We start from the raw sequence: 22,435 nt of genomic DNA on the forward strand, positions 1-22,435 counted from the left end.
TGGAGGGCAATATCTCCACCAGGGGATGGCAGTGCCTGGGCGATCTCCAGCCGAACACTCACTATCCATCAACACCAATCAACTGTGGGAGCGGGCTTGCCCGCGAAGGCGGTGTTTCAGTGCCAGATGTACTGACTGACACACCGCCTTCGCGAGCAAGCCCGCTCCCACATTTTCTTGACCGAGTTGAGCCCTTAGAGGGCGAACGGCAGTTGTATCGTGACCTGCTGGCGTTGCGCCAGGCGGTGTTCGAACTCCGCCGGGTCATGAATCAACACATCCTGACCCGCAAACGACTCAGCCGCGATCAGGCGTGACAGCCAGAACCGCACGCATGCCACTCGCAACATCGTCGGCCACAATTCGGCTTCCTTCGCCGTGAATGGCCGCAGCCCCGCGTAGGCACCCAGCAATGCACGGGCGCGTTGCCCATCTATCACGCCCTCCTCGTCCGAACACCAGTCGTTCAAGGCGATCGCCACGTCGTACAGCATCGGGCCGGAGCAGGCGTTGTAGAAGTCGATCAGGCCTGTCAGATGCGTGCCTTCGAACATAGCGTTATCGCGAAACAGGTCCGCATGAATGTTCGCGCGCGGCAGGGCGAGGATCTGCGCCTTGTGGGCTTCGATCTCGTCCAGTGCGTCTTGCAGCAGGCGCTGCGGTGCTGCTTCCAGGTGTGAAATAAGTTGCGCACCTTCACTGAGCATCCAATCCAGGCCGCGATCGGTTTTACGCTCCAGTACTTTGTCGCCCTGGGTGGCCAGGTGCAGATGGCCGAGCAAGTCGCCGACCTGGGCGCAATGTTGCGCGTTGGCGTCCTTGATGTGCTTGCCGGCCAGGCGCGGTTGCAGCAGCGCCGGTTTGCCTTTCAGCTCGCGCAGGGCCACGCCGTCGGTGGTGCGCAGGGCGTAAGGTACGGGCAGATCGGCGTCGTGGAGTACGTCGAGCAGTTCGATGAAGAACGGCATTTCGGCGACGGGGCCACGTTCAACCAGGGTCAGGACGAACTCGCCCTGTTCCAGGCTGATAAAGAAGTTGGTGTTTTCGCTACCGGCGGCAATTCCCTGGAAATCTAGCAGGCGGCCGAGCCCGTAAGGGGCGAGAAAGGTTTCCAGCTCGGGCCGAGCCAGGGGGGTGAACACAGACATGGTTAAAACTGCCAGTACGGGCGCCGCGGTGCGCGGCGCCAATTTAAGTTAAGAAATCATTTCCATTCGAAAATCTTCCATGACGGGATCAGCATATCCGGCTGGTCAGAGCGGATGAAGTTCGCATCGGTTCCGTCCGCGCGCACCAGGAAATACGGAGGCGCGCCCTTGGGCGTTACCTTGATCGCGTACAGGAAGCCATTTTGGCGGTATTCCTGGATGGTCTTGTCGCCTTCGGTGCGGATCGTGACCTCAGGGTCACCACCGGGGGCGCTGTCGGCTGCCGTGGCGGCCAGCGGCAGGAGTGCAATCAAGCCGGTCAACAACAAGCGATTCGCTGTACGCATGATAACCTTGTCCCTTTGTCGTCATTGGTCCGGCTATTCTAGCGCCTGACCCGCCGAAAAGGTTGATCCTGCTCATGAGCCAAGCCCCCCTCGTCCTGGTGGACGGTTCTTCATATCTGTACCGCGCCTTCCACGCGTTGCCACCGCTGACCACCTCCAAAGGCCTGCCGACCGGTGCGGTCAAGGGCGTGTTGAACATGCTCAAAAGCCTGCGCAAGCAGTACCCGGGCAGCCCATTCGCAGTGGTGTTCGACGCCAAGGGTGGGACCTTTCGCGACGACATGTACGCCGAATACAAGGCCAACCGCCCGAGCATGCCCGATGACATGCGTGTGCAGATCGAGCCGCTGCACCAGAGTGTGATCGCCCTGGGCTTCCCGTTGCTGTGTGTCGAAGGCGTCGAGGCCGATGACGTGATCGGCACCCTGGCTCGCAGCAGTGCGGCTGCCGACCGGCCGGTGGTGATTTCTACCGGCGACAAAGACATGGCTCAACTGGTCGACGGGCACATTACCTTGGTCAACACCATGACCGGTAGTTCGATGGACATCGACGGCGTAAAGGAGAAATTTGGCGTCGCTCCGGAGCAGATCATCGATTATCTGGCGTTGATGGGCGACTCGTCCGACAACATCCCGGGCGTTCCGGGTATAGGTCCGAAGACCGCTTCCGGCTTGCTGGTGGGCGTGAATGGCGGGATCAAAGAGCTTTATGAGCAGCTGGACATCGTGCCGAGCCTGCCGATCCGGGGTGCCAAGACCCTGCCGGCCAAGCTCGAAGAGCATCGGGAGATGGCGTTTCTTTCCCACCAGTTGGCGACGATCAAGTGCGATGTGCCGCTGGACGTGGGCCTGGATGACCTGCACCTGAACGAGCCGGACCGCGACAAGCTGCTGGAGCTGTACGCGCTGTTGGAGTTCAAGAGCTGGTACGACGATATTCAGCGTGATGCCAAGCGTGTCGAGCTCAAGGCCGCACCTGTTGCCGGAGATGAAGTGGTCGAGGAGGTTCCCGCTGCGCCGCTGCAAGCGTCCTACACCACCATCCGCGACCAGGCCACGTTCGATCTCTGGCTGAAAAAACTCAATGACGCGAAGTTGTTCGCTTTTGACACCGAAACCACCGGTATCGACGCCCAGCAGGCGCAACTGGTGGGGGTTTCCTTCGCTGTTCAGTCCCATGAAGCAGCCTACATCCCGCTGACTCACTCCTACATCGGTGTGCCTGAGCAACTGGATCGCGACACCGTGTTGCTGGCTCTCAAGCCGCTATTGGAAGATCCGACCAAGCTCAAGGTCGGCCAGCACGCTAAGTTCGACATGAATATCCTGGCCAACTGCGCCATTGGCGGTGACCCGGCCCACGGCATCACCGTGCGTGGCATCGCCTTCGACACCATGCTCGAATCCTACGTGCTGAACTCCACTGCGACCCGGCACGACATGGACAGCCTGGCCAAGAAGTACCTGGACTACGACACCGTCAGCTTCCAGGACATCGCCGGCAAGGGGGCCAAGCAGCTGACGTTCGACCAGATCGCACTTGAGCAGGCAGGCCCCTACGCGGCTGAAGATGCTGACGTGACCTTGCGCCTGCACCAGGCGCTGCACGCCCAACTCACTGCCATCCCGAGCCTCGCCAGCGTGCTGACCGACATCGAGATGCCGCTGGTGCCGGTACTGGCGCGTATCGAGCGCCAGGGCGCGCTGGTGGATGCGGATTTGCTTGGCGTCCAAAGCATTGAGCTGGGTAACAAGATGGTTGAGCTGGAGCGCCAGGCGTTCGAGATCGCTGGCGAGGAGTTCAACCTTGGTTCACCCAAGCAGCTCGGGGCCATTCTGTACGAAAAGCTCGGTTTGCCTGTGCTGAAAAAGACCAGCAAGGGTCAGGCGTCTACCGCCGAGGAAGTGCTGGCCAAGCTGGCCGAAGATGACTACCCGCTGCCCAAGGTGCTGATGCAGTACCGCAGCATGAGCAAGCTGAAAAGCACTTACACCGATCGCCTGCCAGAGCAGATCAACCCGCGTACCGGGCGTATCCACACGTCCTACCACCAGGCGGTGGCGGCGACCGGGCGGTTGTCGTCCAGCGATCCGAACCTGCAGAACATCCCGGTGCGTACTGCTGAAGGGCGTCGGATTCGTCAGGCGTTTGTCGCGCCAAAAGGCTACAAGCTGCTGGCGGCGGACTACTCGCAGATCGAACTGCGGATCATGGCGCACCTGTCCAAGGACGAAGGCTTGATGAATGCCTTCCGCGATAACCTGGACGTGCACACGGCCACTGCGGCCGAAGTGTTCAAGGTTGAGCTGGGTGAGGTCACGTCCGACCAGCGCCGCAGCGCCAAGGCGATCAACTTCGGCCTGATCTATGGGATGGGGGCGCAGAAGCTCGGCAAGGACATTGGTGTGGATACCAAGACCGCCAAGGCTTACATCGACGTGTACTTCGCCCGCTACCCCGGGGTTCGCGAGTACATGGAGCGCACCCGCGCCCAGGCTGCCGACCAAGGCTATGTCGAGACCTTCTTCGGCCGCCGCTTGTATTTGCCGGACATCAACTCCAACAAACCCCAGGAGCGTGCCGCGGCGGAACGCACGGCGATCAACGCGCCGATGCAGGGCACGGCCGCTGACATCATCAAGAAAGCCATGGTGCTGGTAGACAACTGGCTGGCCGACTCGGGCCTGGATGCCAAGGTAATCCTGCAGGTGCACGATGAATTGGTACTGGAGGTGCGTGAGGATCTGGTCGCCGAAGTCAGCGAGAAAATTCGCCAGCACATGAGTGCTGCGGCGCAGTTGGATGTGCCGCTGCTGGTGGAGGTGGGTGTGGGCAATAACTGGGACGAAGCGCACTGATTTGCACGGCCTTGCCACCACAAGCCGTGGTGGCAGAGTGCTTTAGATCAGATATTGCCGTTAGTTATTTCCAATAGTTTTTCGCACCGGCCGGAACTTAACCCGTGAAGTGCCACTCAGAGTTACTGAATGGGTGGTGAAGCCCTTCAATGCTCCTATGTTGTGTTAAGTGTTGGCAGATATCTGGACCCCGCCCTAGCGGTCCGGAACTTGAACCCCGAACTTCCCCTCCCCATACGAAGTCCGGGGTTTTTTTTGCCCGCAGGAAAGTTACTCGGCGATTTCAGCGCCTTTGTCGGCCAATTCCATCCAGCCGGCCAGCACGGTGTAGGCCTCTTCCAGGCCCATGCGTTTAGGCGCCGAGAACAGCTGGATAGTGATCGCGTCACCCCAACCCTTGCGGATTTCCGCCTGCACTTTGAGCAGGGTGTTCTTGGCTGCGCCATAGGTCAGCTTGTCGGCCTTGGTCAGCAGGATATGCATCGGCATGCCGCTGGCCACGGCCCAGTCGAGCATCAACAGGTCGAAGTCGGTCATTGGATGACGGATGTCCATCATCAGGATCAGACCCTTCAAGCTCTCGCGGCCACCCAGGTAAGCCTCCAGGTGACGCTGCCAGTGCAGCTTCAACGGGATAGGTACTTTCGCGTAACCGTAGCCCGGCAGGTCGACCAGACGCCGATCATCGTCTAGCTTGAAGAAATTGAGAAGTTGCGTGCGCCCCGGGGTTTTCGACGTACGTGCCAGGCTGGCGTGGGTCAGGGTGTTCAGCGCGCTGGATTTACCGGCGTTGGAACGGCCGGCAAAGGCAACTTCAAAGCCTTCGTCATCGGGGCATTGGTCAACTTTGGCGGCGCTGAGCATGAACGTGGACTGTTGGCACAGACCGAGGATGGGATTCTTGAGTTGCATGAGGTTTCCGATGTGGGCGATGCCGAGAAAGGGTGCGGCAAGCGGTGTCGTTTCCGTTTCAGTAGCGCCAGTATATAATGCCGCAGATTTTGTGTGTGCTTTGTCCCAGCGAAGGATGAGGTTCACGGGAGCGATAGACCTTTATTGCGCATTAGAACGCAAAACGCTCTCAAGCCCTGAAATGGTCGACGTATGACCAGATGGTTGCTCGCTTTTGGTGTCCTGGTTCCGCTTTACGGCGCTCAGGCTACACAGGATCCGGAGGCGGTGTACAACCGAGTTTGCGTGGCTTGCCATGCCGGCCAACTGCCCAACGCCCCCAAACGGGGTGATCAGGCAGCCTGGGCGCCAAGACTGGCGCAGGGCATGGACACGCTGGTGCAGCACGTGACCCAGGGTTTCAAGGCAATGCCGCCGCGTGGTTTGTGCATGGACTGCAGTACTGAGGATTACCAGGCCGTCATTCATTTGATGGTGAGTAAACCCGGTAGATAACTCTTAAACCCCTTAGCCGTAGTTGGATTAGCTGATGAACAAACTGATCGTGAGTCTGCTGTTGACCCTGGGCATCACTGGTGTTGCCCATGCTGCAGGCGACGCTACAGCGGGCCAGGCGAAAGCCGCCGTGTGTGGTGCTTGCCACGGACCGGATGGCAACAGCCCGGCGCCGAACTTCCCTAAACTGGCCGGCCAGGGTGAACGCTACCTGACCAAGCAGATGCACGACATCAAGGATGGCAAGCGCACGGTGCTGGAAATGACCGGCTTGCTGACCAACCTCAGCGATCAGGACCTGGCAGACATTGCGGCATATTTTGCCAGCCAGAAAGGCAGCGTGGGAGCGGCCGATCCGAAGCAGGTCGCCCGTGGCGAAGAACTGTTCCGCGGCGGCAACCTGGAAAAAGGCATGCCTTCGTGCATCGGTTGCCACTCGCCCAACGGCGCAGGCCTCGCCGCTGCAGGCTTCCCGCACTTGAGTGGGCAGCATGCACAGTACGTTGCCAAACAGCTGACGGACTTCCGTGAAGGTAATCGCGTCAACGATGGCGACACCAAAATCATGCAAAGTATCGCCGGCAAGTTGAGCAACAAGGACATCGAAGCGGTGTCGCAGTACATCCAGGGCCTGCACTGATCCAGGCGCTACGTTAACGCTCGATTAATCCGTCGATGCAAGCATAAAAAGGGTGGCCCAGGCCGCCCTTTTTTGTGGCCGGTGCCGTTACACTAACGAACTCATGTCCGCGTAGACCTGTCACAACAAAGGTCGCGTGAGGCGACTTTATTTGTCCAGGAGTAAAGCATGCGTAATCTGATCCTCAGCGCCGCTCTCATCACTGCCAGCCTCTTCGGCATGACCGCGCAAGCTGCCGATGTGCCGCTTGAAGCCGGTAAAACCTATGTTGAATTGACCAACCCCGTACCGGTTTCGGTACCTGGCAAGATCGAAGTGGTGGAGCTGTTCTGGTACGGCTGCCCGCATTGCTACGCTTTTGAGCCGACCATCAATCCATGGGCCGAAAAACTGCCTTCAGACGTAAATTTCAAACGCATTCCGGCCATGTTCGGCGGCCCATGGGATGCCCACGGCCAATTGTTCCTGACCCTGGAAGCCATGGGCGTGGAGCACAAGGTCCACAACGCGGTATTCGATGCCATCCAGAAACAAGGCAAGCGCCTGACCAAGTCTGACGAAATGGCTGATTTCGTCGCCACCCAAGGTGTCGACAAGGACAAGTTCCTGGCTACCTTCAACTCCTTCGCCATCCAGGGCCAGATCAAACAGGCCAAAGAACTGGCGCAGAAGTATGGCGTGCAAGGTGTACCGACCCTGATCGTCAACGGCAAATACCGCTTTGACCTGGGTACTGCCGGTGGTCCTGAAGCTGTCCTCAATGTCGCCGACCAGCTGATCGCCAAAGAGCGCGCAGCCAAGTAAGGGGCTCGCCATGCGCCGCTGGGGTACTGAACGCGTTGTTGGCCTGCATGATCCGCAGGTCAACGAGCATCACCTGGAATCCACGGGCCTGCCGGCAGACAGCCGGCTGCGTCTGCTCAGCTTCAATATCCAGGTAGGTATCAGTACCGAGAAGTACCGGCACTACCTCACCCGTGGCTGGCAGCACCTGCTGCCCCATAATGGGCGCGCCGGCAACCTGCAGAAAATCGGCAACCTGCTGAGCGACTTCGACTTGGTCGCCTTGCAGGAAGCTGACGGCGGCAGCCTGCGCTCCGGCTACATCAACCAGGTTGAACACCTGGCCCAGCTCGGGGCGTTCCCGTACTGGTATCAACAACTCAATCGCAACCTCGGGCGCCTGGCGCAGCACAGCAATGGCGTGCTCAGCCGCTTGAGGCCGTGGGCGATCGAAGATCACCCGCTGCCTGGCCCCAAGGGCCGTGGCGCGATCCTCGTGCGCTTCGGCGAAGGCCCTGAAGCCCTGGTAGTGGTGATGATGCATCTGGCGCTGGGCGCACGCACCCGCACGATGCAACTGGCCTACATCCGCGAGCTGATCGGCAATTACAAACACCAAGTGCTGATGGGGGACATGAACACCCACGCCAGCGACTTGCTGAACAATTCCCCGCTGCGGGACCTCGGGCTACTGGCGCCGCAAGTCGAAGCCACGTTTCCCAGCTGGCGCCCGCAACGTTGTCTGGACCATATCCTGCTCAGCCCGACCCTCACGCTCGAAAGCGTGCAGGTACTGGCGCAGCCCATCTCCGATCACCTGCCGGTCGCGGTAGAGATTCGTCTGCCGGGTTCGCTCACGGCTGATGCATTGCCCGCGTTGAGCCCTGGCCCCCGCGGACCCCTTGCATGAGCGACGACGCCCAGCGCTGGAAAGAAAAATACCTGCTAAGCATCGAACAACAAGAAAAGCTCGAGCGCCGTTGGGCCGCTCGCCTCGACTTGTTGCGTCGAGGGCTGGTGCGCAGCACGCTGGCGGCTGAAGGGACCGACCGTGCGGTCGACCAATGCATGAAGGAAATGCGCGACGTGGTGCGCACCGACGACATGGACGCCGCCCTCGCTGCCCTGTTGCCGCGCCTGGAAAAGGCCGTGCTGGATTCCGAGCAGCGCCGCGAAACCCGTGTCGACCAGATGAGTACCGCGTTGGCCTCCCTGGTCGCGCAGTTGCAGAAACTGCCACTGCCCCGTGAGGTCGCGCGCCCGCTGAAGACCTTCGCCAAGCAATTGGACGGCCGTGTGAGCCAGGCCCGCGAGATCCCGTTGCTGCTCAGCGAGTTGAGCAGCCTGCAAGGGCAGGCGCTGGAAAACCTGGAGCCGGATGGCGAAACCCCACGCCCGGGGCCAGGACTGTTGCAACGTTTGTTTGGTGGCAAGGAGGTTGCCAGTGAGGCGCAGGTGAGTGAGCCTGTGCCGGTTGCCGCGCCGCAGCCGCAGCCGCAGCCGCAGCCTGCCGCCGCCAAGCCCGTGCCCGTGACCGTGCCCGAGCAGCCCGCGCAGTCTGATGAGTTGGCCGAGGCGCTGCGGGCTTTTGCGCCACTTGCGCCGGCTGCACCCGAGCCCGAGCCCGCGCCATTGCCGCCCGCCCCTGTGCAGGCAGTCGCCAGCCCAGCGGTTGCAGCCGCAGCACCGCTACCCGCTGCCGCGGTGCCAGAGCCCAAGACGCCTGCGCCCGAAGAGGCTGCCCCGCAGAGCGCACTCGCCACCTTTGTCCAAGCGCCATCGGTGCCCGTCGATACCCCGGCGCTCACCGTCATCGGCAGCCTGTCGCTGCCGCCGGTGCTCGAGCGTGCCGACCCCGACGAGCTGCAATCGGACGGTATTTACGCCCTGCCCGATTCGCCCGAGCCGTCCTACAGCTCCGTGGCCAAACATATCGAAGACACCCTGCTCGGCCTGCTCGAGGACCTGTCGCTGCCCGAACGCCATCGGCCCCAGGCCGAAGCCATGCGTGAACGCCTTGCCCATGGCTTGAACTGGTACGAACTGCTGCCAATCCTCGATGACCTGGCGGTGTTGATGCTGGCGATCACCGACAGCGGCCAGCACGAGTTCGAGGCTTATCTCAAGCAGCTCAACGAACGCCTCGAAGCGTTCCAGGGGCATCTGCAAGTGGCCAGCGATGGTCATGCAGACAGCCGCGACGCTGCCCGCGAGCTGGATACGCAGATCCGCGAACAAGTCGATGGCCTGCAAAGCAGCGTCCAGGACGCGGCCGACCTCGACAGTCTCAAGCACGTGCTGGAAAGCCATCTTGAAGGCTTGCTCGGCACCATGGACCAGCACCAGCAGCAGCGCGACCAGCGTGAGCAGGAGGTCGCGGCGCGTTTGAAAGGCCTCGCCGAGCGTGTTGCGAGCATGGAGCAGGAAGCCCAGGGCTATCGCGAGCACCTGGAGGTGCAACGCCAGAAAGCCCTGATCGATCCGCTCACCGGGCTGCCCAACCGTGCGGCCTGGAGTGAACGCCTCGACCATGAGGTCAATGCCTGGCACCAGCAGGGCAACAGCCTGTCGCTGGCCATGCTCGACCTGGATCACTTCAAGCGGATCAACGACGGTTACGGCCATTTGGCCGGCGACAAAGTGCTGAAAATCATCGCCAATGTGCTGCGCAAGCGTCTGCGCTCGAGCGATTTTATCGCGCGGTTTGGCGGTGAAGAGTTTGTGTTGCTGATGCCCAGCTCATCGCTGACGGATGCGCTGGCGGCTGGCGAGGTGTTGCGCGCGGCCATCGAGGCGTGCCCGTTCCACTTCAAAGGCGAGCCGGTGACGATCACGGTATCCATGGGCGTGGCGCAGTTCCTGCCAGGTGAGCGCAGTGACCTGGCGCTCAAGCGCGCCGATGCAGCGTTGTACCGGGCCAAGGCGGCGGGGCGCAACCAAGTGCAGGCGGCGTAAAAGATGTTCCATTTTGTGATTTGACCGTCTGGTTGCAGTCGGTACGTTACACTGTTGCATTATCGTCTTCAGCGTACTGCCTTCTGCCATGAAATCCTTATCCATCGCCTTTGTGTTTCTCCTGATCGCCGGCTGCGCCAGTGGCCCGCGCCTGGACACCAGCCATCCCTCTTCGAACCACGACAACCGCGTGCAGTTCGTGATCGTCCACTACACCTCCACCGACCTTGAGCGCTCCCTGGCGCTGCTGACCCACGGCCAGGTCAGCAGCCATTATCTGATCGGCGATGACGCCTCAGGCAGGATCTACAAGCTGGTGGATGAGAGCCAGCGCGCCTGGCACGCCGGGGAAAGCGAGTGGATGGGGCGCACCTGGCTCAACTCCAGCTCCATCGGCATCGAAATCGTCAACCCAGGCTATCGCGACACGCCGACGGGGCGCGTGTGGTATCCGTATTCCGAAGCGCAGGTGCAGTCGCTGGTGGTGTTGCTCAAGGACATCAGCAAGCGCAACGGCATCGACCCGAAGAACATCATCGGTCACAGCGACATTGCCCCGCTGCGCAAACTGGACCCGGGCCCGCTGTTCCCGTGGAAGCGCCTGGCCGAGCAGGGCCTGGGGGTATGGCCGGACGCCCAGGCGGTAGCGCGGCTCCAGGTGCAATATGCCGCTGAGCTGCCAAGCATCATCTGGTTCCAGCAGGAGCTGGCACGTCTGGGCTACCAGACACCGCAGACCGGCGAGCTGGACGTGGCCACGCGCCATGTGATCGCAGCGTTCCAGATGCACTTCCGTCCGGCGTTGTTTGATGGCACTCCCGATGCCGAGAGTGCCGCGATCCTGCGGGCGCTGAACCGCCGCTAATCCGTGGCGAGCGGGTTGCTGCGGCAATGCAGCTTCTTGTGGCGAGGGAGCTTGCTGTGGCCAACCCCCTCGCCACCGGCTACAGCGGCAGTGCCATATAGAACTGCGTCCCCTGCCCCGGCCGCGAATACACACCCATGCGGCCACCGTGCAGTTGCACGATCTCCTTGCACAGCGCCAGCCCCAGGCCGGCACCGCCTTTCTTGCGGCCGACCTGCACGAACGGCTCGAAAATGCGCCCTTGCTGGCCATAGGCGATCCCCTCGCCGTTATCCTCGACGCTGATAATCACTCGCTCCCCATGGCGTCGCGCCTGTAGGCGAATCTGCCCACCTTCGGCGGTATGGCGCAAGGCGTTGGCCAGTAGGTTGTCGAGTACGCGCTCCAGTTGCGGCTGGTCGGCGTACAGGCGTGGCAGGTCGGGTTGGGCTTCTACCAGCAGTTCGATTTTTTGAGCATTGGCCGGTTCGGTGAACCGTCCACGGGCGTGTTCCAGCAGATCGGTCACGTCGCACGGCCCCAGGGTGAGTTTTTGCAGGCCGTTCTGGTAGCGCGAGAAGTTGAGCAAGTCGTTGATCAACTGCATCAGGCGCTGCATTTCTTCGTTGACCGTATCCAGCAGGTCCGCTTCGCGGGACTCCGCCGGAAATTTCGCGCGTTCGCGAAATAGCCCGAAAGCCATGTGCATGCCGGTCACCGGAGTGCGCAGCTCATGGGAGGCACGCAACACAAACTCGCTGCGCACGCGTTCGAAGGCGCGCTGCTCAGTGACGTCATGCAGCACCATGACCGCGCCAAGGATATGCCCCTGGGTATGACTCACCGGCGTGAGGCTATAGGTCAGCAGGCGCAGTTCACCCTCGACTTCCACTTCCAGGTCATCCGGTGCGCGCTCCAGGTTGCCACCGCGCAGCACCAATTGCAGTTGTTCATCCAGCTCGGGGCGCATCAAGGCTTCACCCAGGCCTTGGCCGAGGCGTTCCTCATCCCAACCCAGTTGGCGCTGTGCCACCGGGTTGAGGTGCTCCAGACGGCCTTGGCGGTCGATCATCAGCAGGCCGTCGTCAATGCTGTCGAGTACCGCCTGCAGACGCTGCTGGCCGGCGAGCAGTTCGTCGACATTGGTTGCCTGGTGCTGGCGCAACGCCTCGGCCATGATGCCGAAACGCCGTGTCAGCTGGTTCATCTCGGCTGCTGAGGAAATCGGCAGTGTCACCTCGAAATCACCCTGGCCGATCTTGTCCGCCGCCTTGGCCAGCGCTTCAATCGGTCCGCCAAATCGCCGGGCGATACCGTGGGCGGTGACAAAACCGATGATCAGCACCGCCAGCCCCACCAGCCCCAGCAGGCCGGCGATGAGCAAGGCGCGCTCGCGGGATTTGTGTTCGCTGGTGCTGATGTTTTCAAGGGCCTGCTTGTGTTCGACGATCAGGCCGTTACGCAGCACATTGAAGGTTTCGGTGAGTTTTTCCTTGCTGCCCGGCGGTGGCGAGGCTTGCTGGAACTGGTCAAACGCGTCCAGCAGATTCTGGTAATCGCTCCGGGCCTGGACGAAGCCCGTGCCTTGTCCGTTGCGCTGTTCGTGGGCGACGCCCTGGTCCAGCAGCTCGAAGTAGTGCTGCTTCGACGCTTGCAGGGCCAAGGGGTCGGGACGCTGCTCCAGCATCATGATCAGTTGGTCGCCAAGGCTCTGGCGCAGCTTGAGGCCCAGGTCCAGGGTGATGAAGTTGCTGCGGATCAGCGACTCCTGGGTCTTGGCCATTTGCATGACGCTGACCAGGCCGAGGATCAAGCCCAGCAGGGCGACGGTGATCAGCGCTGAGATACTCAGGAACAAGCGAGTACGCAGCTTCATCGCTAACTTCATAAGGTGCAGCTCACAGGTTGTACTGTTTGCGTTTGCGGTACAGGGTCGACGCGTCGATGCCGAGGGTGCGGGCCGCTTGGTCCAGGGTGTCGCTGGTGGCCAGCACAGCGCCGATGTGGGCCTTCTCCAGCTCGTCCAGGCTCAGTGCCGCGCCGATGCGCGGGGCATTGTTGGTTGGTTGCTCGGCCATGCCGAGGTGGCTGATCTCGACCTTCTCCTGCGGGCAGATGATGCTCGCACGCTCCACAACGTTGCGCAGCTCACGGATATTGCCCGGCCAGCGATAGTTGAGCAGTGCTTCGCGTGCTTCGTCGCTGAAGCCGCGCGCCGGACGCGCGTATTCCTTGACGAAGCGCGCCAGGAAGCGGTCGGCCAGGGTCAGGATGTCTTCGCTGCGTTCGCGCAATGGCGGCAGGTGCAAGGTGATGACGTTGAGGCGGTACAGCAGGTCCTCACGGAAGCGGCCGTCGCGCACCATGTCTTCCAGGTTCAGGTTGGTGGCGGCGAGGATGCGCACATCGGCGCGGCGGGTGACCGGATCGCCGACGCGCTCGTATTCCTTGTCCTGGATGAATCGCAGTAATTTTGGTTGCAACGTGAGCGGAAAATCGCCGATCTCGTCGAGAAACAGCGTGCCACCGTCGGCCTGGTTGACCCGCCCCAATGTGCTTTCACTCGCGCCGGTGAATGCGCCGCGGCTGTGGCCGAACAATTCGCTTTCCATCAGCTCCGCCGTCAGCGACGGGCAGTTGATGGTCACGCAGGATTTCTTCGCGCGTTTGCTCCAGCCGTGGATGGCCCGGGCCAATTCACCTTTACCCGTGCCGGACTCGCCGAGGATCAGGATATTGGCGTCGGTCCCGGCGACTTGGCGCGCGGTTTCCAGCACGACCATCATGGCCGGGCTATGGGAATCGAGGCCGTCTTTGGGCTGGCGCACTGCGCCTTCCAGCGCTTCCAGGCGCGCGGACAATTGGCGCACTTCCAGTTGTTTGGCTGTGGCCAGGCGCAACTGGTCCGGGCTGCACGGTTTGACCAGATAGTCCGCCGCGCCTGCCTGGATCGCATCCACGGCAGTATCCACGGCGGAATGCGCGGTGACGATCACCACGCGCATCCATGGCGCCTGGATGCGCATTTGGGCCAGCACATCGAGGCCGTTGTCTTCACCCAGGCGCAGGTCGAGGAAGCACAGATCGAACACCTGGCGTTGCATCAGGGTATCGGCCTGGGCGGCGCTGTTGGCAGTGGCGACGGTGTAGCCTTCATCTTCCAGGCAATAACGGAAGGTGCGGAGGATCGCGGATTCGTCATCCACTAAAAGAATGCGGCCTTGAAGTTCCTTGGCTGATTCCATCTGTCCCGCGCTCCTTAACTATGAATGATGGTGATTAGTCCCGGAATAATCGGGCAAGTTGCATGGTTTATTCTGATCGATAAAAGGAGGTGCCGTGCAGGTATCTGCGCTGCTTCCTACAAAGCCCTGCCTGATGGCGTTTTCATGCCGTCTTGCCACTTCGGCAACTCACCGACAGCTTTCTATCCATTGATCCGACCGCTGGTGATCGTGCAATTCGCACGGCTCCCTTGGGAGCATCGTGCAGGATGCTGTGCCAACCAGCCTTGGCTTATATCTAAGTCATTGATTTTATTGAGTTTTATTTTGTAAAAAAACTGGCATGCGCCCTGCAATACCTCTCCCAACGAATAATCAGAATGCGGGAGAACATCAGCATGACTCGCCAAAGCCTCAGCCAATTGCATGTATCGCCACTGCGCTTGCAGCAAGGTCTGTTTGCCAGCCTGGCCCTGATGGTCACGCTGATTGGCGGCCAGCAGATGCAGCATTGGCAGCAGAGTCAGCAACAAGCCCCGCACTTCGAGCGTCCGCTCATGACGCAGACCCATTTCAGTTCCATCAGCAGCGTTTCCGCCGGTGTAACCGCACCCCAATTGAGAGTGGCTGACCAGGATTCGACCCCTGGCGAGCTGCCTACCCAAGAGCGTTGGGTGTTTTAGGCAATACATACGCTCGCTCACCTTGAGCGTCCGTACCGCACGACCTCTATAAAAGCGTAAGGAGAATCACCATGTTGAGTTGGGCAATCACGTTTCTGATCATCGCCATTGTGGCTGCAGTCCTGGGCTTCGGTGGTATCGCGGGCACCGCCACGGGGATCGCCAAGATCCTGTTTGTTGTCTTCCTGGTGATGTTCATCGCTTCGTTCTTCTTTGGTCGTCGCGGCCGAGGCTGAAAATGACCACTTTGTCCTTTAAAACCCTGGCTGCCGCCCTGCTCTTGGGCGGTAGCGGCTTGGTGATGGCCGCCAATGACGGCCAATCCCGCGCCAACGAATTGCTCGCGGCGGACCCGCAATACCGCGAAACCTGGCAAGGCGTGGTGAAGAAAGAAGAGCGTCTGCCGGAGTGGGTACTGAACCTGTCGGGCACGGCCGAGCAAATGAATGCCGTGCAGGAAGACGGGGACAAATACCTGGTCGGGCCGCTCTGCGAAACGGCCGACACTTGTCTGAAGAAGCGTCTGATCGTTGCCTTCAGCCTCGACAAGGAAGATGCCTACGCCCTGTTGGTGGAAGTCCCGGCCGGTTTGCCGGCGGACAAGTCGCCAACGCGGCACGCCGACTACCGTTTTATCGGTAAGCCGGACGAAGGCATGCAGAAGCTGTTGATGGAGCAGTTGAAGAAAGATCCGAATTGGTACTAGACCCTGTCTGGCGAGCCGAGTCAGGTTGCAAAGCGTCGACGCAGGTTCACAAGCTCACGGCTTGCTGAACTTGCGACGGGCTTGTGACGTTCATCCCCTGCCTCTCATGCCGCTCGTAGTCGCAAATTTCCTTTTCGCCCGACTCCAACCATTACTTGGTGTGTCGGCGTGACCATCTATCGATAAAATTTGCTTGGTGCCATAGGCCATTTCTGACATGGCACCCGCGTAATCCCAGGTATTTCTGCCATCCCTTCCAAGTTGTCCTGAATCTCTGAGCGAGCCGGGTTTGGCAGGTTCACGGCATATTCAACGGGCAATTTGTCGCATTTGAACTGACCGTTCGGACAGTTATTATGAAAAAAAGCCATGCCGATTCGGCATAGGGTAGGCGTTTACGGCATTAGACGCCGCTCCCTTGCATCGGAATAGTTGCGCCTTTTTTCGCCTGCCAGTAAGCCATTTCGGCCACGCTGCGGTGACCTTTCATGGAGGCAGATGCTCACACTTTTTCGCTTTCGAGCGTTGCGGCTGGCGCATTTGCCTTGAGTTCACTTGAAGTAAGGGTAATGACATGAAGAAGGCAAAGCTAAGCCTCGCCTGGCAGATCCTCATCGGTTTGGTATTGGGGATCGCGATCGGTGCAGTGCTCAACCATTTCAGTGCTGAAAAGGCCTGGTGGATCAGCAATGTGTTGCAGCCAGCGGGCGATATCTTTATTCGCCTGATCAAGATGATCGTGATCCCGATTGTGATTTCCTCGCTGATCGTCGGCATTGCCGGTGTCGGTGACGCGAAGAAGCTCGGGCGTATCGGCGTCAAAACCATCCTTTACTTCGAAATTGTCACGACCATCGCCATCGTGGTCGGGCTGCTGCTGGCCAACGTGTTCCATCCGGGTGCCGGCATCGACATGAGTACCCTGGGTACGGTCGATATTTCCAAATACCAGGCCACGGCTGCCGAAGTGCAGCACGAGCATGCGTTCATCCAGACCATCCTCAACCTGATTCCGTCGAACATCTTCGCCGCCGTCGCCCGTGGCGAAATGCTGCCGATCATCTTCTTCTCGGTGCTGTTCGGCCTGGGCCTGTCGAGCCTCAAGCCTGAACTGCGCGAGCCGCTGGTGACCATGTTCCAGGGCGTGTCCGAGAGCATGTTCAAAGTCACCCACATGATCATGAAGTACGCGCCTATCGGCGTATTCGCACTGATCGCGGTGACTGTCGCCAACTTCGGCTTCGCCTCGCTGCTGCCGCTGGCCAAGCTGGTGATCCTGGTTTACGTCGCCATCCTGTTCTTCGCCTTTGTAATCCTCGGCCTGATCGCCCGCCTGTTCGGCTTCTCGGTGATCAAGCTGATGCGCATCTTCAAGGATGAGCTGGTGCTGGCCTACTCCACCGCCAGCTCCGAGACGGTACTGCCGCGTGTGATCGAGAAGATGGAAGCCTACGGCGCGCCAAAAGCGATCTGCAGCTTCGTGGTGCCGACCGGCTACTCGTTCAACCTCGACGGTTCGACCCTGTACCAGAGCATCGCGGCGATCTTTATCGCCCAGCTGTATGGCATCGACCTGTCGGTCGGCCAGCAACTGATGCTGGTACTGACCCTGATGGTCACCTCCAAAGGCATCGCCGGTGTGCCGGGCGTGTCCTTCGTGGTGCTGCTGGCGACCTTGGGCAGCGTGGGTATTCCGCTGGAAGGCCTGGCGTTCATCGCCGGTGTCGACCGCATCATGGACATGGCGCGTACCGCCCTGAACGTGATCGGCAACGCCCTGGCCGTGTTGGTCATCGCGCGTTGGGAAGGCATGTACGACGACGCCAAAGGCGAGCGCTACTGGAATTCCCTGCCGCACTGGCGCAGCAAGGACGCGGCTCCGGCTGCCCAGGCGACTCGCAGCTGATAGCGCGAGCGCTGTGAGACAAACCCCGGGAAATCCGGGGTTTGTCGTTTCTGCCAGCCCCGTTATCATTCGGCCCATCATTCGGGGGATTTAACTGATGCTCAATGGCCTGTGGCTTGGCTTCTTTGTCGTGGCAATGGTGTCAGCGCTGGTGCAGTGGCTGGTGGGCGGCAACGCCGGGATATTTTCGGCAATGGTCGAAAGCATTTTCGCCATGGCCAAACTGTCGGTGGAAGTCATGGTGCTGCTGTTCGGCACCCTGACCTTGTGGCTGGGCTTCCTGCGTATCGCGGAAAAAGCCGGGATCGTCGATTGGCTGGCCAAGGCCCTTGGCCCGCTGTTCCGTCGCTTGATGCCGGAAGTGCCCGCCGGCCACCCCGCCATCGGCTTGATCACCCTCAACTTCGCCGCCAACGGCCTGGGCCTGGACAACGCCGCCACGCCCATCGGCCTCAAGGCCATGAAGGCGCTGCAAGAGCTCAACCCCATCCCCAGCACTGCAAGCAACGCGCAGATCCTGTTCCTGGTGCTCAATGCGTCCTCGCTGACGCTGTTGCCGGTGACCATCTTCATGTACCGCGCCCAGCAAGGCGCCGCTGATCCGACGCTGGTGTTCCTGCCGATCCTGCTGGCCACCAGCGCCTCGACCCTGGTCGGCCTGCTGTCGGTGGCGATCATGCAGCGCCTGCGCCTGTGGGACCCTGTGGTGCTGGCCTACCTGATTCCCGGCGCGTTGGTGCTGGGTGGCTTCATGGCGTTGCTGGCGACCCTGTCCGCTACTGCGCTGGCCAGCCTGTCGTCGATCCTTGGCAACCTCACCTTGTTTGGCTTGATCATGCTGTTCCTGATCATCGGTGCGCTGCGTAAGGTCAAGGTGTACGAAGCGTTTGTCGAAGGCGCCAAAGAAGGCTTCGACGTGGCCAAGAACCTGCTGCCGTACCTGGTGGCGATGTTGTGTGCGGTCGGTGTGTTGCGCGCCTCGGGGGCGCTGGAGTTCGGCCTGGAAGGGATTCGCCACCTGGTGGCCTGGACCGGCATGGACACGCGCTTCGTGGATGCCTTGCCGACCGCGATGGTCAAGCCGTTCTCCGGCAGTGCTGCACGGGCGATGCTGATCGAGACCATGCAGACCCAGGGCGTGGACAGTTTTCCGGCGCTGGTCGCGGCGACGATCCAGGGCAGTACCGAGACCACCTTCTACGTGTTGGCGGTGTACTTTGGCTCGGTGGGGATTCAGCGGGCGCGGCATGCCGTGGGCTGTGCGTTGCTGGCTGAGTTGGCGGGTGTCGTCGCGGCTATCGCGGTGTGCTACTGGTTCTTTGGCTGAGGCTGAGATCGTTATCGCAGGCACGCCAGCTCCCACATTTGACTGTATTCACAAATCAAAAATGTGGGAGCGGGCTTGCCCGCGAAGAGGCCCTCAGCGTTTCGGCGCTGTATTGCCCTGCTGCACCACCCATTCCACCACCTGCTTGTTCAACTGATCCCCCGCCAGCCCAAACCCGGCCACCACCGCCGGCACTTTGGTGTCATTCACCGGCTGCCTCACTTCAAACCGCCGGCTGGCAATAATCCGCTGATCACTGCCGCGCACCAATCGTGCGTCGAGGCGGATCACCACCTCCACGGCATTGCCGCGGTATTCACTCTGGAACGCCTGCAATTGCCCGCCCAGCTCGTAGTCGGCTTGCAGATTGGTCTCGTCGGTACTCAGCAACGTTACCCGCCCATCGCGCTGGAACCCGTCCAGCAGGCGATTGCGCAGCAGCACCGGCGACGGATCGCTCCAGCGCGAATTGGCGTAGCTGCTGATCAGGTCGCCATTGGGCACCACGGCAATACGTGGGCTGTCGAGAAATTCGCTGGTCTGGGGCTTGGTCACGCGCAATGACCAGGCCACTGGCGTGCCTTGGGTCGCCGTTGGGGCTGCCGCCAGGCGGTACACGTCCGATGGGTCAGGCTTGGGCAGGATCGAGCACGCGCTCACCAGGGCCAGGGCTACAGGGGCGATCAGTTGATAAGCACGCTTCATGGCGTGAACTCCTTGTTCTTGTCGCTGCCCAGCAGGTAGCCACTGGGGTTGGCTTCCAGGCGGCGGGAGATGGCGCGCAGCGAGCCGAGGGTTTCGCGCAGTTCGCGCACGGCCGGCGCCAGTTCGTTGAGGCCCTGCATGCCGCTGTTCACCGAGTCCTTGTTGTCGGTCAGCAAGGTGTTGATGGTGGCGGTGCTTTTTTCCAGGGACTTCATCGCTTGCTCGGCACTGCTGAACGCCTGCTTACCTTGATCGTTGAGCAGGCCGTTGGCGTTGCGCATCAACACTGTGGTTTGTTCCAGGGCGCCGCTGGCTTGCTTGCTCACCTGCATCAGTTGCTGCATCACCACTTTGATGTCGCCGCGCTGGTCGGCGATGGCGCCAGTGGTTTGCTGCAAGTTGTCCAGGGTAGTGGTCAGGCGCTCGACGTTCTCCCGGGAGAACAGCGCATTGGCGTTATGTAGCAGCAGGTTGATGCTGCTCATCAGGTCGTTGCTGTTGTTGAGCAAGCGCGCGATCGGCGATGGAGAGGCGATGATTTCCGGCAGGTTGCCGTTCTTGCCCTTGAGCACCGGGCTTTGTGGCGTGCCGCCGCTGAGCTGGATGATCGAGGTGCCGGTGATGCCGGTCAGTGCCAGTTTGGCCTGGGTGTCTTCCTTGATCGGCGTCTGCCCGGCCAGGCGGATGCGCGCGAGGACGCGGCGTGGGTCCTTGGGGTCCAGGCGCAGGCTGATCACGTCGCCGACCTTGATCCCGCTGTACTGCACCGAACTGCCTTGGGACAGGCCGCTGACGGCCTCGTTGAACACCACTTCGTAATCCTGGAAGGCGCTGTCGATGCTGGACTTGGCCAGCCACAGGCCAAACAGCATCGCGCCGACCACTACGATCACGCTGAACAGACCGATCATCACATGATGGGCGCGGGTTTCCATGTCATACCTCGTTGAGCGGTTGAGCGGCATCCAATGCCGCACGGCCCCGGGGGCCGTGGAAATATTCGTGAATCCAGGCGTCATCGGTTTCCGAGACGACATCGATGGCATCCGCCACCAGCACTTTCTTTTGCGCCAACACCGCCACGCGGTCGGTGATGGTGTACAGCGTGTCCAGGTCGTGGGTGACTAGGAACACACTCAGGCCCAGCGCATCGCGCAGGGTCAGGATCAGCTGGTCGAATTGTGCCGCGCCAATCGGGTCGAGGCCGGCGGTGGGTTCGTCAAGGAACAGGATGTCCGGGTCCAGGGCCAACGCACGTGCCAGGGCGGCGCGCTTGATCATGCCGCCGGACAGCGACGCCGGGTATTTGTCGGCCGCTGACAGGGGCAGCCCGGCCAGTGCGAGCTTGACCGCTGCCAAGTGCTCGGCGTCACGGCGGCTGAGGCCGGCGTGTTCGATCAACGGCAGGGCGACGTTCTCGGTGACGGTCAACGAGGAAAACAGCGCGCCCTTCTGGAACAGCACGCCGAAGCGCCGTTCCACCAACGAACGTTCATGCTCCGCCAGGCTCGGCAGGTTCTTGCCGAACACCCGCACTTCGCCTTCACTGGGCCGCCGCAAGCCGACGATGCTGCGCAACAGCACCGACTTGCCGCTGCCGGAACCGCCGACCACCGCGAGGATCTCGCCCTTGTACAAATCCAGGTCGAGGTTCTCGTGCACGCTCTGGCTGCCAAAGCGATTGCACAGCCCGCGCACTTCAATCACCGCCTCACTGGGCGCTCGGTGCAGGCGACTCACCAGCTCATCTCCATGAAGAACAGCGCGGCGACCGCATCCAGCACAATCACCACAAAGATCGATTGCACCACGCTGGAGGTGGTGTGGGCGCCGACCGACTCGGCACTGCCGCTGACCTTGAAGCCTTCCAGGCAGCCGATGGCTGCGATCAGGAACGCGAAGATCGGCGCTTTCACCATGCCCACCAGGAAATGCTGTACGCCAATGTCGGATTTGAGCAGCGAGAGAAACATCGCCGGGGAAATATCCAGCGCCACGGCACACACCACGCCGCCGCCGACTATCCCTGACAGCATCGCCAGAAACGTCAGCATCGGCAGCGACACCAGCAGTGCCAGCACGCGTGGCAGCACCAGCAACTCCATGGGGTCCAGGCCGAGGGTTCGGATCGCGTCGATTTCTTCGTTGGCCTTCATCGAGCCGATTTGTGCGGTAAAGGCACTGGCGGTGCGGCCGGCGATCAGGATTGCAGTCAGCAATACGCCGAATTCCCGTAGGAAAGAAAACGCCACCAGGTCCACGGTGAATATCGTTGCGCCAAAGCTCTTGAGCACCGTCGCACCGAGGAACGCCACCACGGCGCCGACCAGGAAGGTGAGCAAGGCGACGATGGGCGCGGCATCCAGGCCGGTCTGTTCGATATGCGCGACCATCGGCGTGATGCGCCAGCGCTTGGGCCGGAAAATGCCGCGGGCCAAGGTCTCCAGGATCAGGCCGATAAAGCCGAGCAATTGCTTGCTGTCGATCCAGACCTTGTCCACCGCCCGGCCAATGCGTGCCAGCACCTGGATGCCGGTGGCTTCTTCTGGGGCTTTATCGGGTACGCAGAAGTCATTGAGGGAGCGGTAGACGGTCTTGAGCAGTGCGCGGTCGGCGGCAGACAGGCTGCAATCGGTCTGTTCGGCGGATTGCTCGATACGGGTGGGGCCCAGCAGTTCCACCAGCAACGACGCACCGGCGGTGTCCAGGGCGCCGAGGCCGTTAAGGTCGATGCGTGCGCCGGCGTCGTATTGGCCGTCGAGCTTGTCCGACAGCTTTTTCAGGTTTGCGTAGTGGGCAAGCGTCCAGTCCCCCGTAATCTTGAGTAACGGCGGAGTGGAGGACGTATCGAGATGGGCTGCGCCGGCCGTGGTACTACTGGTCATGAGCTCCGAGCTTG

General features: G+C 61.1%; 21 protein-coding genes. 12 read left to right on the forward strand and 9 right to left on the reverse strand.

Features of this window, described 5'->3' with window-relative positions; genetic code table 11:
• Nucleotides 1–194 precede the first annotated feature (194 nt).
• On the reverse strand, nucleotides 195–1,148 hold the full coding sequence (locus PSH81_RS00380; protein ID WP_305391809.1) for a homoserine kinase: 954 nt from the start codon (nucleotides 1,146–1,148) through the stop codon (nucleotides 195–197).
• Between the two features lie 56 nt (nucleotides 1,149–1,204).
• Nucleotides 1,205–1,495, reverse strand: coding sequence for a DUF2782 domain-containing protein (locus PSH81_RS00385; RefSeq protein WP_017734691.1), 291 nt, complete (start codon nucleotides 1,493–1,495; stop codon nucleotides 1,205–1,207).
• Between the two features lie 74 nt (nucleotides 1,496–1,569).
• On the opposite strand from PSH81_RS00385, the gene polA reads away from it, so the two are divergent.
• Nucleotides 1,570–4,356 (forward strand): DNA polymerase I, encoded by a 2,787-nt coding sequence (polA, locus tag PSH81_RS00390; protein WP_226454800.1) that lies wholly within the window; start codon nucleotides 1,570–1,572, stop codon nucleotides 4,354–4,356.
• Between the two features lie 270 nt (nucleotides 4,357–4,626).
• Here polA and yihA read toward each other — a convergent pair whose 3' ends face one another.
• Nucleotides 4,627–5,268: a ribosome biogenesis GTP-binding protein YihA/YsxC gene (yihA, locus tag PSH81_RS00395; RefSeq protein WP_192298203.1), complete on the reverse strand. Its 642-nt coding sequence runs from the start codon at nucleotides 5,266–5,268 to the stop codon at nucleotides 4,627–4,629.
• A gap of 192 nt (nucleotides 5,269–5,460) precedes the next feature.
• Here yihA and PSH81_RS00400 point away from each other — a divergent pair, with 192 nt between their 5' ends.
• From PSH81_RS00400 to PSH81_RS00425, 6 genes are all read left to right on the forward strand, one after another.
• A complete protein-coding gene (locus PSH81_RS00400) occupies nucleotides 5,461–5,763 on the forward strand; it encodes a cytochrome c5 family protein (RefSeq protein WP_192298204.1) in 303 nt (100 codons plus the stop codon).
• Nucleotides 5,764–5,797: 34 nt separating this feature from the next.
• Nucleotides 5,798–6,403: a cytochrome c4 gene (locus PSH81_RS00405; protein WP_226454802.1), complete on the forward strand. Its 606-nt coding sequence runs from the start codon at nucleotides 5,798–5,800 to the stop codon at nucleotides 6,401–6,403.
• Nucleotides 6,404–6,571: 168 nt separating this feature from the next.
• A complete protein-coding gene (gene dsbA, locus PSH81_RS00410) occupies nucleotides 6,572–7,207 on the forward strand; it encodes a thiol:disulfide interchange protein DsbA (RefSeq protein ID WP_226454803.1) in 636 nt (211 codons plus the stop codon).
• A 10-nt stretch (nucleotides 7,208–7,217) separates the two neighbouring features.
• On the forward strand, nucleotides 7,218–8,096 hold the full coding sequence (locus PSH81_RS00415; protein ID WP_192298207.1) for an endonuclease/exonuclease/phosphatase family protein: 879 nt from the start codon (nucleotides 7,218–7,220) through the stop codon (nucleotides 8,094–8,096).
• On the forward strand, nucleotides 8,093–10,141 hold the full coding sequence (locus PSH81_RS00420; protein ID WP_305391810.1) for a GGDEF domain-containing protein: 2,049 nt from the start codon (nucleotides 8,093–8,095) through the stop codon (nucleotides 10,139–10,141). Before PSH81_RS00415 ends, PSH81_RS00420 begins: the two co-directional genes overlap by 4 nt.
• 88 nt (nucleotides 10,142–10,229) lie before the next feature.
• Entirely contained in the window at nucleotides 10,230–11,006 is a 777-nt protein-coding gene (locus tag PSH81_RS00425) for an N-acetylmuramoyl-L-alanine amidase (RefSeq protein WP_305391811.1), read from the forward strand.
• A gap of 79 nt (nucleotides 11,007–11,085) precedes the next feature.
• Here PSH81_RS00425 and PSH81_RS00430 read toward each other — a convergent pair whose 3' ends face one another.
• Both PSH81_RS00430 and algB read right to left on the reverse strand, forming a co-directional pair.
• The gene (locus PSH81_RS00430) at nucleotides 11,086–12,873 is read right to left on the reverse strand and encodes an ATP-binding protein (protein WP_305391812.1); all 1,788 of its coding nucleotides are present in this window, start codon (nucleotides 12,871–12,873) and stop codon (nucleotides 11,086–11,088) included.
• Between the two features lie 10 nt (nucleotides 12,874–12,883).
• The gene (gene algB, locus PSH81_RS00435; protein ID WP_192298211.1) at nucleotides 12,884–14,230 is read right to left on the reverse strand and encodes a sigma-54-dependent response regulator transcription factor AlgB; all 1,347 of its coding nucleotides are present in this window, start codon (nucleotides 14,228–14,230) and stop codon (nucleotides 12,884–12,886) included.
• 377 nt (nucleotides 14,231–14,607) lie between these two features.
• Between algB and PSH81_RS00440 the strand changes: the two genes are divergently transcribed.
• The 5 genes from PSH81_RS00440 (at nucleotide 14,608) to PSH81_RS00460 (ending at nucleotide 18,831) form a co-directional block, all read left to right on the forward strand.
• On the forward strand, nucleotides 14,608–14,892 hold the full coding sequence (locus tag PSH81_RS00440; RefSeq protein ID WP_226454807.1) for a hypothetical protein: 285 nt from the start codon (nucleotides 14,608–14,610) through the stop codon (nucleotides 14,890–14,892).
• Nucleotides 14,893–14,963: 71 nt separating this feature from the next.
• Nucleotides 14,964–15,128, forward strand: a complete 165-nt coding sequence (locus PSH81_RS00445; RefSeq protein ID WP_003170804.1) for a DUF1328 domain-containing protein — start codon at nucleotides 14,964–14,966, stop codon at nucleotides 15,126–15,128.
• 2 nt (nucleotides 15,129–15,130) lie between these two features.
• Nucleotides 15,131–15,598, forward strand: a complete 468-nt coding sequence (locus PSH81_RS00450; protein ID WP_192298213.1) for an inhibitor of vertebrate lysozyme family protein — start codon at nucleotides 15,131–15,133, stop codon at nucleotides 15,596–15,598.
• Between the two features lie 574 nt (nucleotides 15,599–16,172).
• Nucleotides 16,173–17,504 carry a glutamate/aspartate:proton symporter GltP gene (gltP, locus tag PSH81_RS00455; RefSeq protein WP_226454808.1) on the forward strand — a complete coding sequence of 444 codons (1,332 nt, stop codon included), beginning with the start codon at nucleotides 16,173–16,175 and terminating at the stop codon, nucleotides 17,502–17,504.
• 97 nt (nucleotides 17,505–17,601) lie between these two features.
• On the forward strand, nucleotides 17,602–18,831 hold the full coding sequence (locus PSH81_RS00460) for a nucleoside recognition domain-containing protein (RefSeq protein WP_226454809.1): 1,230 nt from the start codon (nucleotides 17,602–17,604) through the stop codon (nucleotides 18,829–18,831).
• A gap of 93 nt (nucleotides 18,832–18,924) precedes the next feature.
• Here the strand turns inward: PSH81_RS00460 and PSH81_RS00465 are convergent, their stop codons facing one another.
• Genes PSH81_RS00465 through PSH81_RS00480 form a run of 4 tightly spaced genes read right to left on the reverse strand, consistent with a single transcriptional unit; the run spans nucleotide 18,925 to nucleotide 22,421 of the window.
• Complete coding sequence (locus PSH81_RS00465) at nucleotides 18,925–19,536, reverse strand: ABC-type transport auxiliary lipoprotein family protein (RefSeq protein ID WP_305391813.1); 612 nt, start codon at nucleotides 19,534–19,536, stop codon at nucleotides 18,925–18,927.
• Nucleotides 19,533–20,471, reverse strand: a complete 939-nt coding sequence (locus PSH81_RS00470) for an MlaD family protein (RefSeq protein ID WP_192298217.1) — start codon at nucleotides 20,469–20,471, stop codon at nucleotides 19,533–19,535. The genes PSH81_RS00465 and PSH81_RS00470 overlap by 4 nt, the downstream gene beginning before the upstream one ends.
• 1 nt (nucleotide 20,472) lies before the next feature.
• Complete coding sequence (locus tag PSH81_RS00475; RefSeq protein ID WP_370694875.1) at nucleotides 20,473–21,276, reverse strand: ABC transporter ATP-binding protein; 804 nt, start codon at nucleotides 21,274–21,276, stop codon at nucleotides 20,473–20,475.
• Nucleotides 21,273–22,421, reverse strand: a complete 1,149-nt coding sequence (locus tag PSH81_RS00480; protein ID WP_192298218.1) for an ABC transporter permease — start codon at nucleotides 22,419–22,421, stop codon at nucleotides 21,273–21,275. Before PSH81_RS00480 ends, PSH81_RS00475 begins: the two co-directional genes overlap by 4 nt.
• Between the last annotated feature and the right edge of the window lie 14 nt (nucleotides 22,422–22,435).

It is taken from the genome of Pseudomonas sp. FP2335 (genome assembly GCF_030687535.1).
Lineage (GTDB): Bacteria > Pseudomonadota > Gammaproteobacteria > Pseudomonadales > Pseudomonadaceae > Aquipseudomonas.

Excerpts from the sequence above, each read along its gene's own strand:
- PSH81_RS00380 (WP_305391809.1), bottom strand. The coding sequence starts at position 1,148 with ATGTCTGTGTTCACCCCCCTGGCTCGGCCCGAGCTGGAAACCTTTCTC.
- PSH81_RS00385 (WP_017734691.1), bottom strand. The coding sequence starts at position 1,495 with ATGCGTACAGCGAATCGCTTGTTGTTGACCGGCTTGATTGCACTCCTG.
- polA (WP_226454800.1), top strand. The coding sequence starts at position 1,570 with ATGAGCCAAGCCCCCCTCGTCCTGGTGGACGGTTCTTCATATCTGTAC.
- yihA (WP_192298203.1), bottom strand. The coding sequence starts at position 5,268 with ATGCAACTCAAGAATCCCATCCTCGGTCTGTGCCAACAGTCCACGTTC.
- PSH81_RS00400 (WP_192298204.1), top strand. The coding sequence starts at position 5,461 with ATGACCAGATGGTTGCTCGCTTTTGGTGTCCTGGTTCCGCTTTACGGC.
- PSH81_RS00405 (WP_226454802.1), top strand. The coding sequence starts at position 5,798 with ATGAACAAACTGATCGTGAGTCTGCTGTTGACCCTGGGCATCACTGGT.
- dsbA (WP_226454803.1), top strand. The coding sequence starts at position 6,572 with ATGCGTAATCTGATCCTCAGCGCCGCTCTCATCACTGCCAGCCTCTTC.
- PSH81_RS00415 (WP_192298207.1), top strand. The coding sequence starts at position 7,218 with ATGCGCCGCTGGGGTACTGAACGCGTTGTTGGCCTGCATGATCCGCAG.
- PSH81_RS00420 (WP_305391810.1), top strand. The coding sequence starts at position 8,093 with ATGAGCGACGACGCCCAGCGCTGGAAAGAAAAATACCTGCTAAGCATC.
- PSH81_RS00425 (WP_305391811.1), top strand. The coding sequence starts at position 10,230 with ATGAAATCCTTATCCATCGCCTTTGTGTTTCTCCTGATCGCCGGCTGC.
- PSH81_RS00430 (WP_305391812.1), bottom strand. The coding sequence starts at position 12,873 with ATGAAGTTAGCGATGAAGCTGCGTACTCGCTTGTTCCTGAGTATCTCA.
- algB (WP_192298211.1), bottom strand. The coding sequence starts at position 14,230 with ATGGAATCAGCCAAGGAACTTCAAGGCCGCATTCTTTTAGTGGATGAC.
- PSH81_RS00440 (WP_226454807.1), top strand. The coding sequence starts at position 14,608 with ATGACTCGCCAAAGCCTCAGCCAATTGCATGTATCGCCACTGCGCTTG.
- PSH81_RS00445 (WP_003170804.1), top strand. The coding sequence starts at position 14,964 with ATGTTGAGTTGGGCAATCACGTTTCTGATCATCGCCATTGTGGCTGCA.
- PSH81_RS00450 (WP_192298213.1), top strand. The coding sequence starts at position 15,131 with ATGACCACTTTGTCCTTTAAAACCCTGGCTGCCGCCCTGCTCTTGGGC.
- gltP (WP_226454808.1), top strand. The coding sequence starts at position 16,173 with ATGAAGAAGGCAAAGCTAAGCCTCGCCTGGCAGATCCTCATCGGTTTG.
- PSH81_RS00460 (WP_226454809.1), top strand. The coding sequence starts at position 17,602 with ATGCTCAATGGCCTGTGGCTTGGCTTCTTTGTCGTGGCAATGGTGTCA.
- PSH81_RS00465 (WP_305391813.1), bottom strand. The coding sequence starts at position 19,536 with ATGAAGCGTGCTTATCAACTGATCGCCCCTGTAGCCCTGGCCCTGGTG.
- PSH81_RS00470 (WP_192298217.1), bottom strand. The coding sequence starts at position 20,471 with ATGGAAACCCGCGCCCATCATGTGATGATCGGTCTGTTCAGCGTGATC.
- PSH81_RS00480 (WP_192298218.1), bottom strand. The coding sequence starts at position 22,421 with ATGACCAGTAGTACCACGGCCGGCGCAGCCCATCTCGATACGTCCTCC.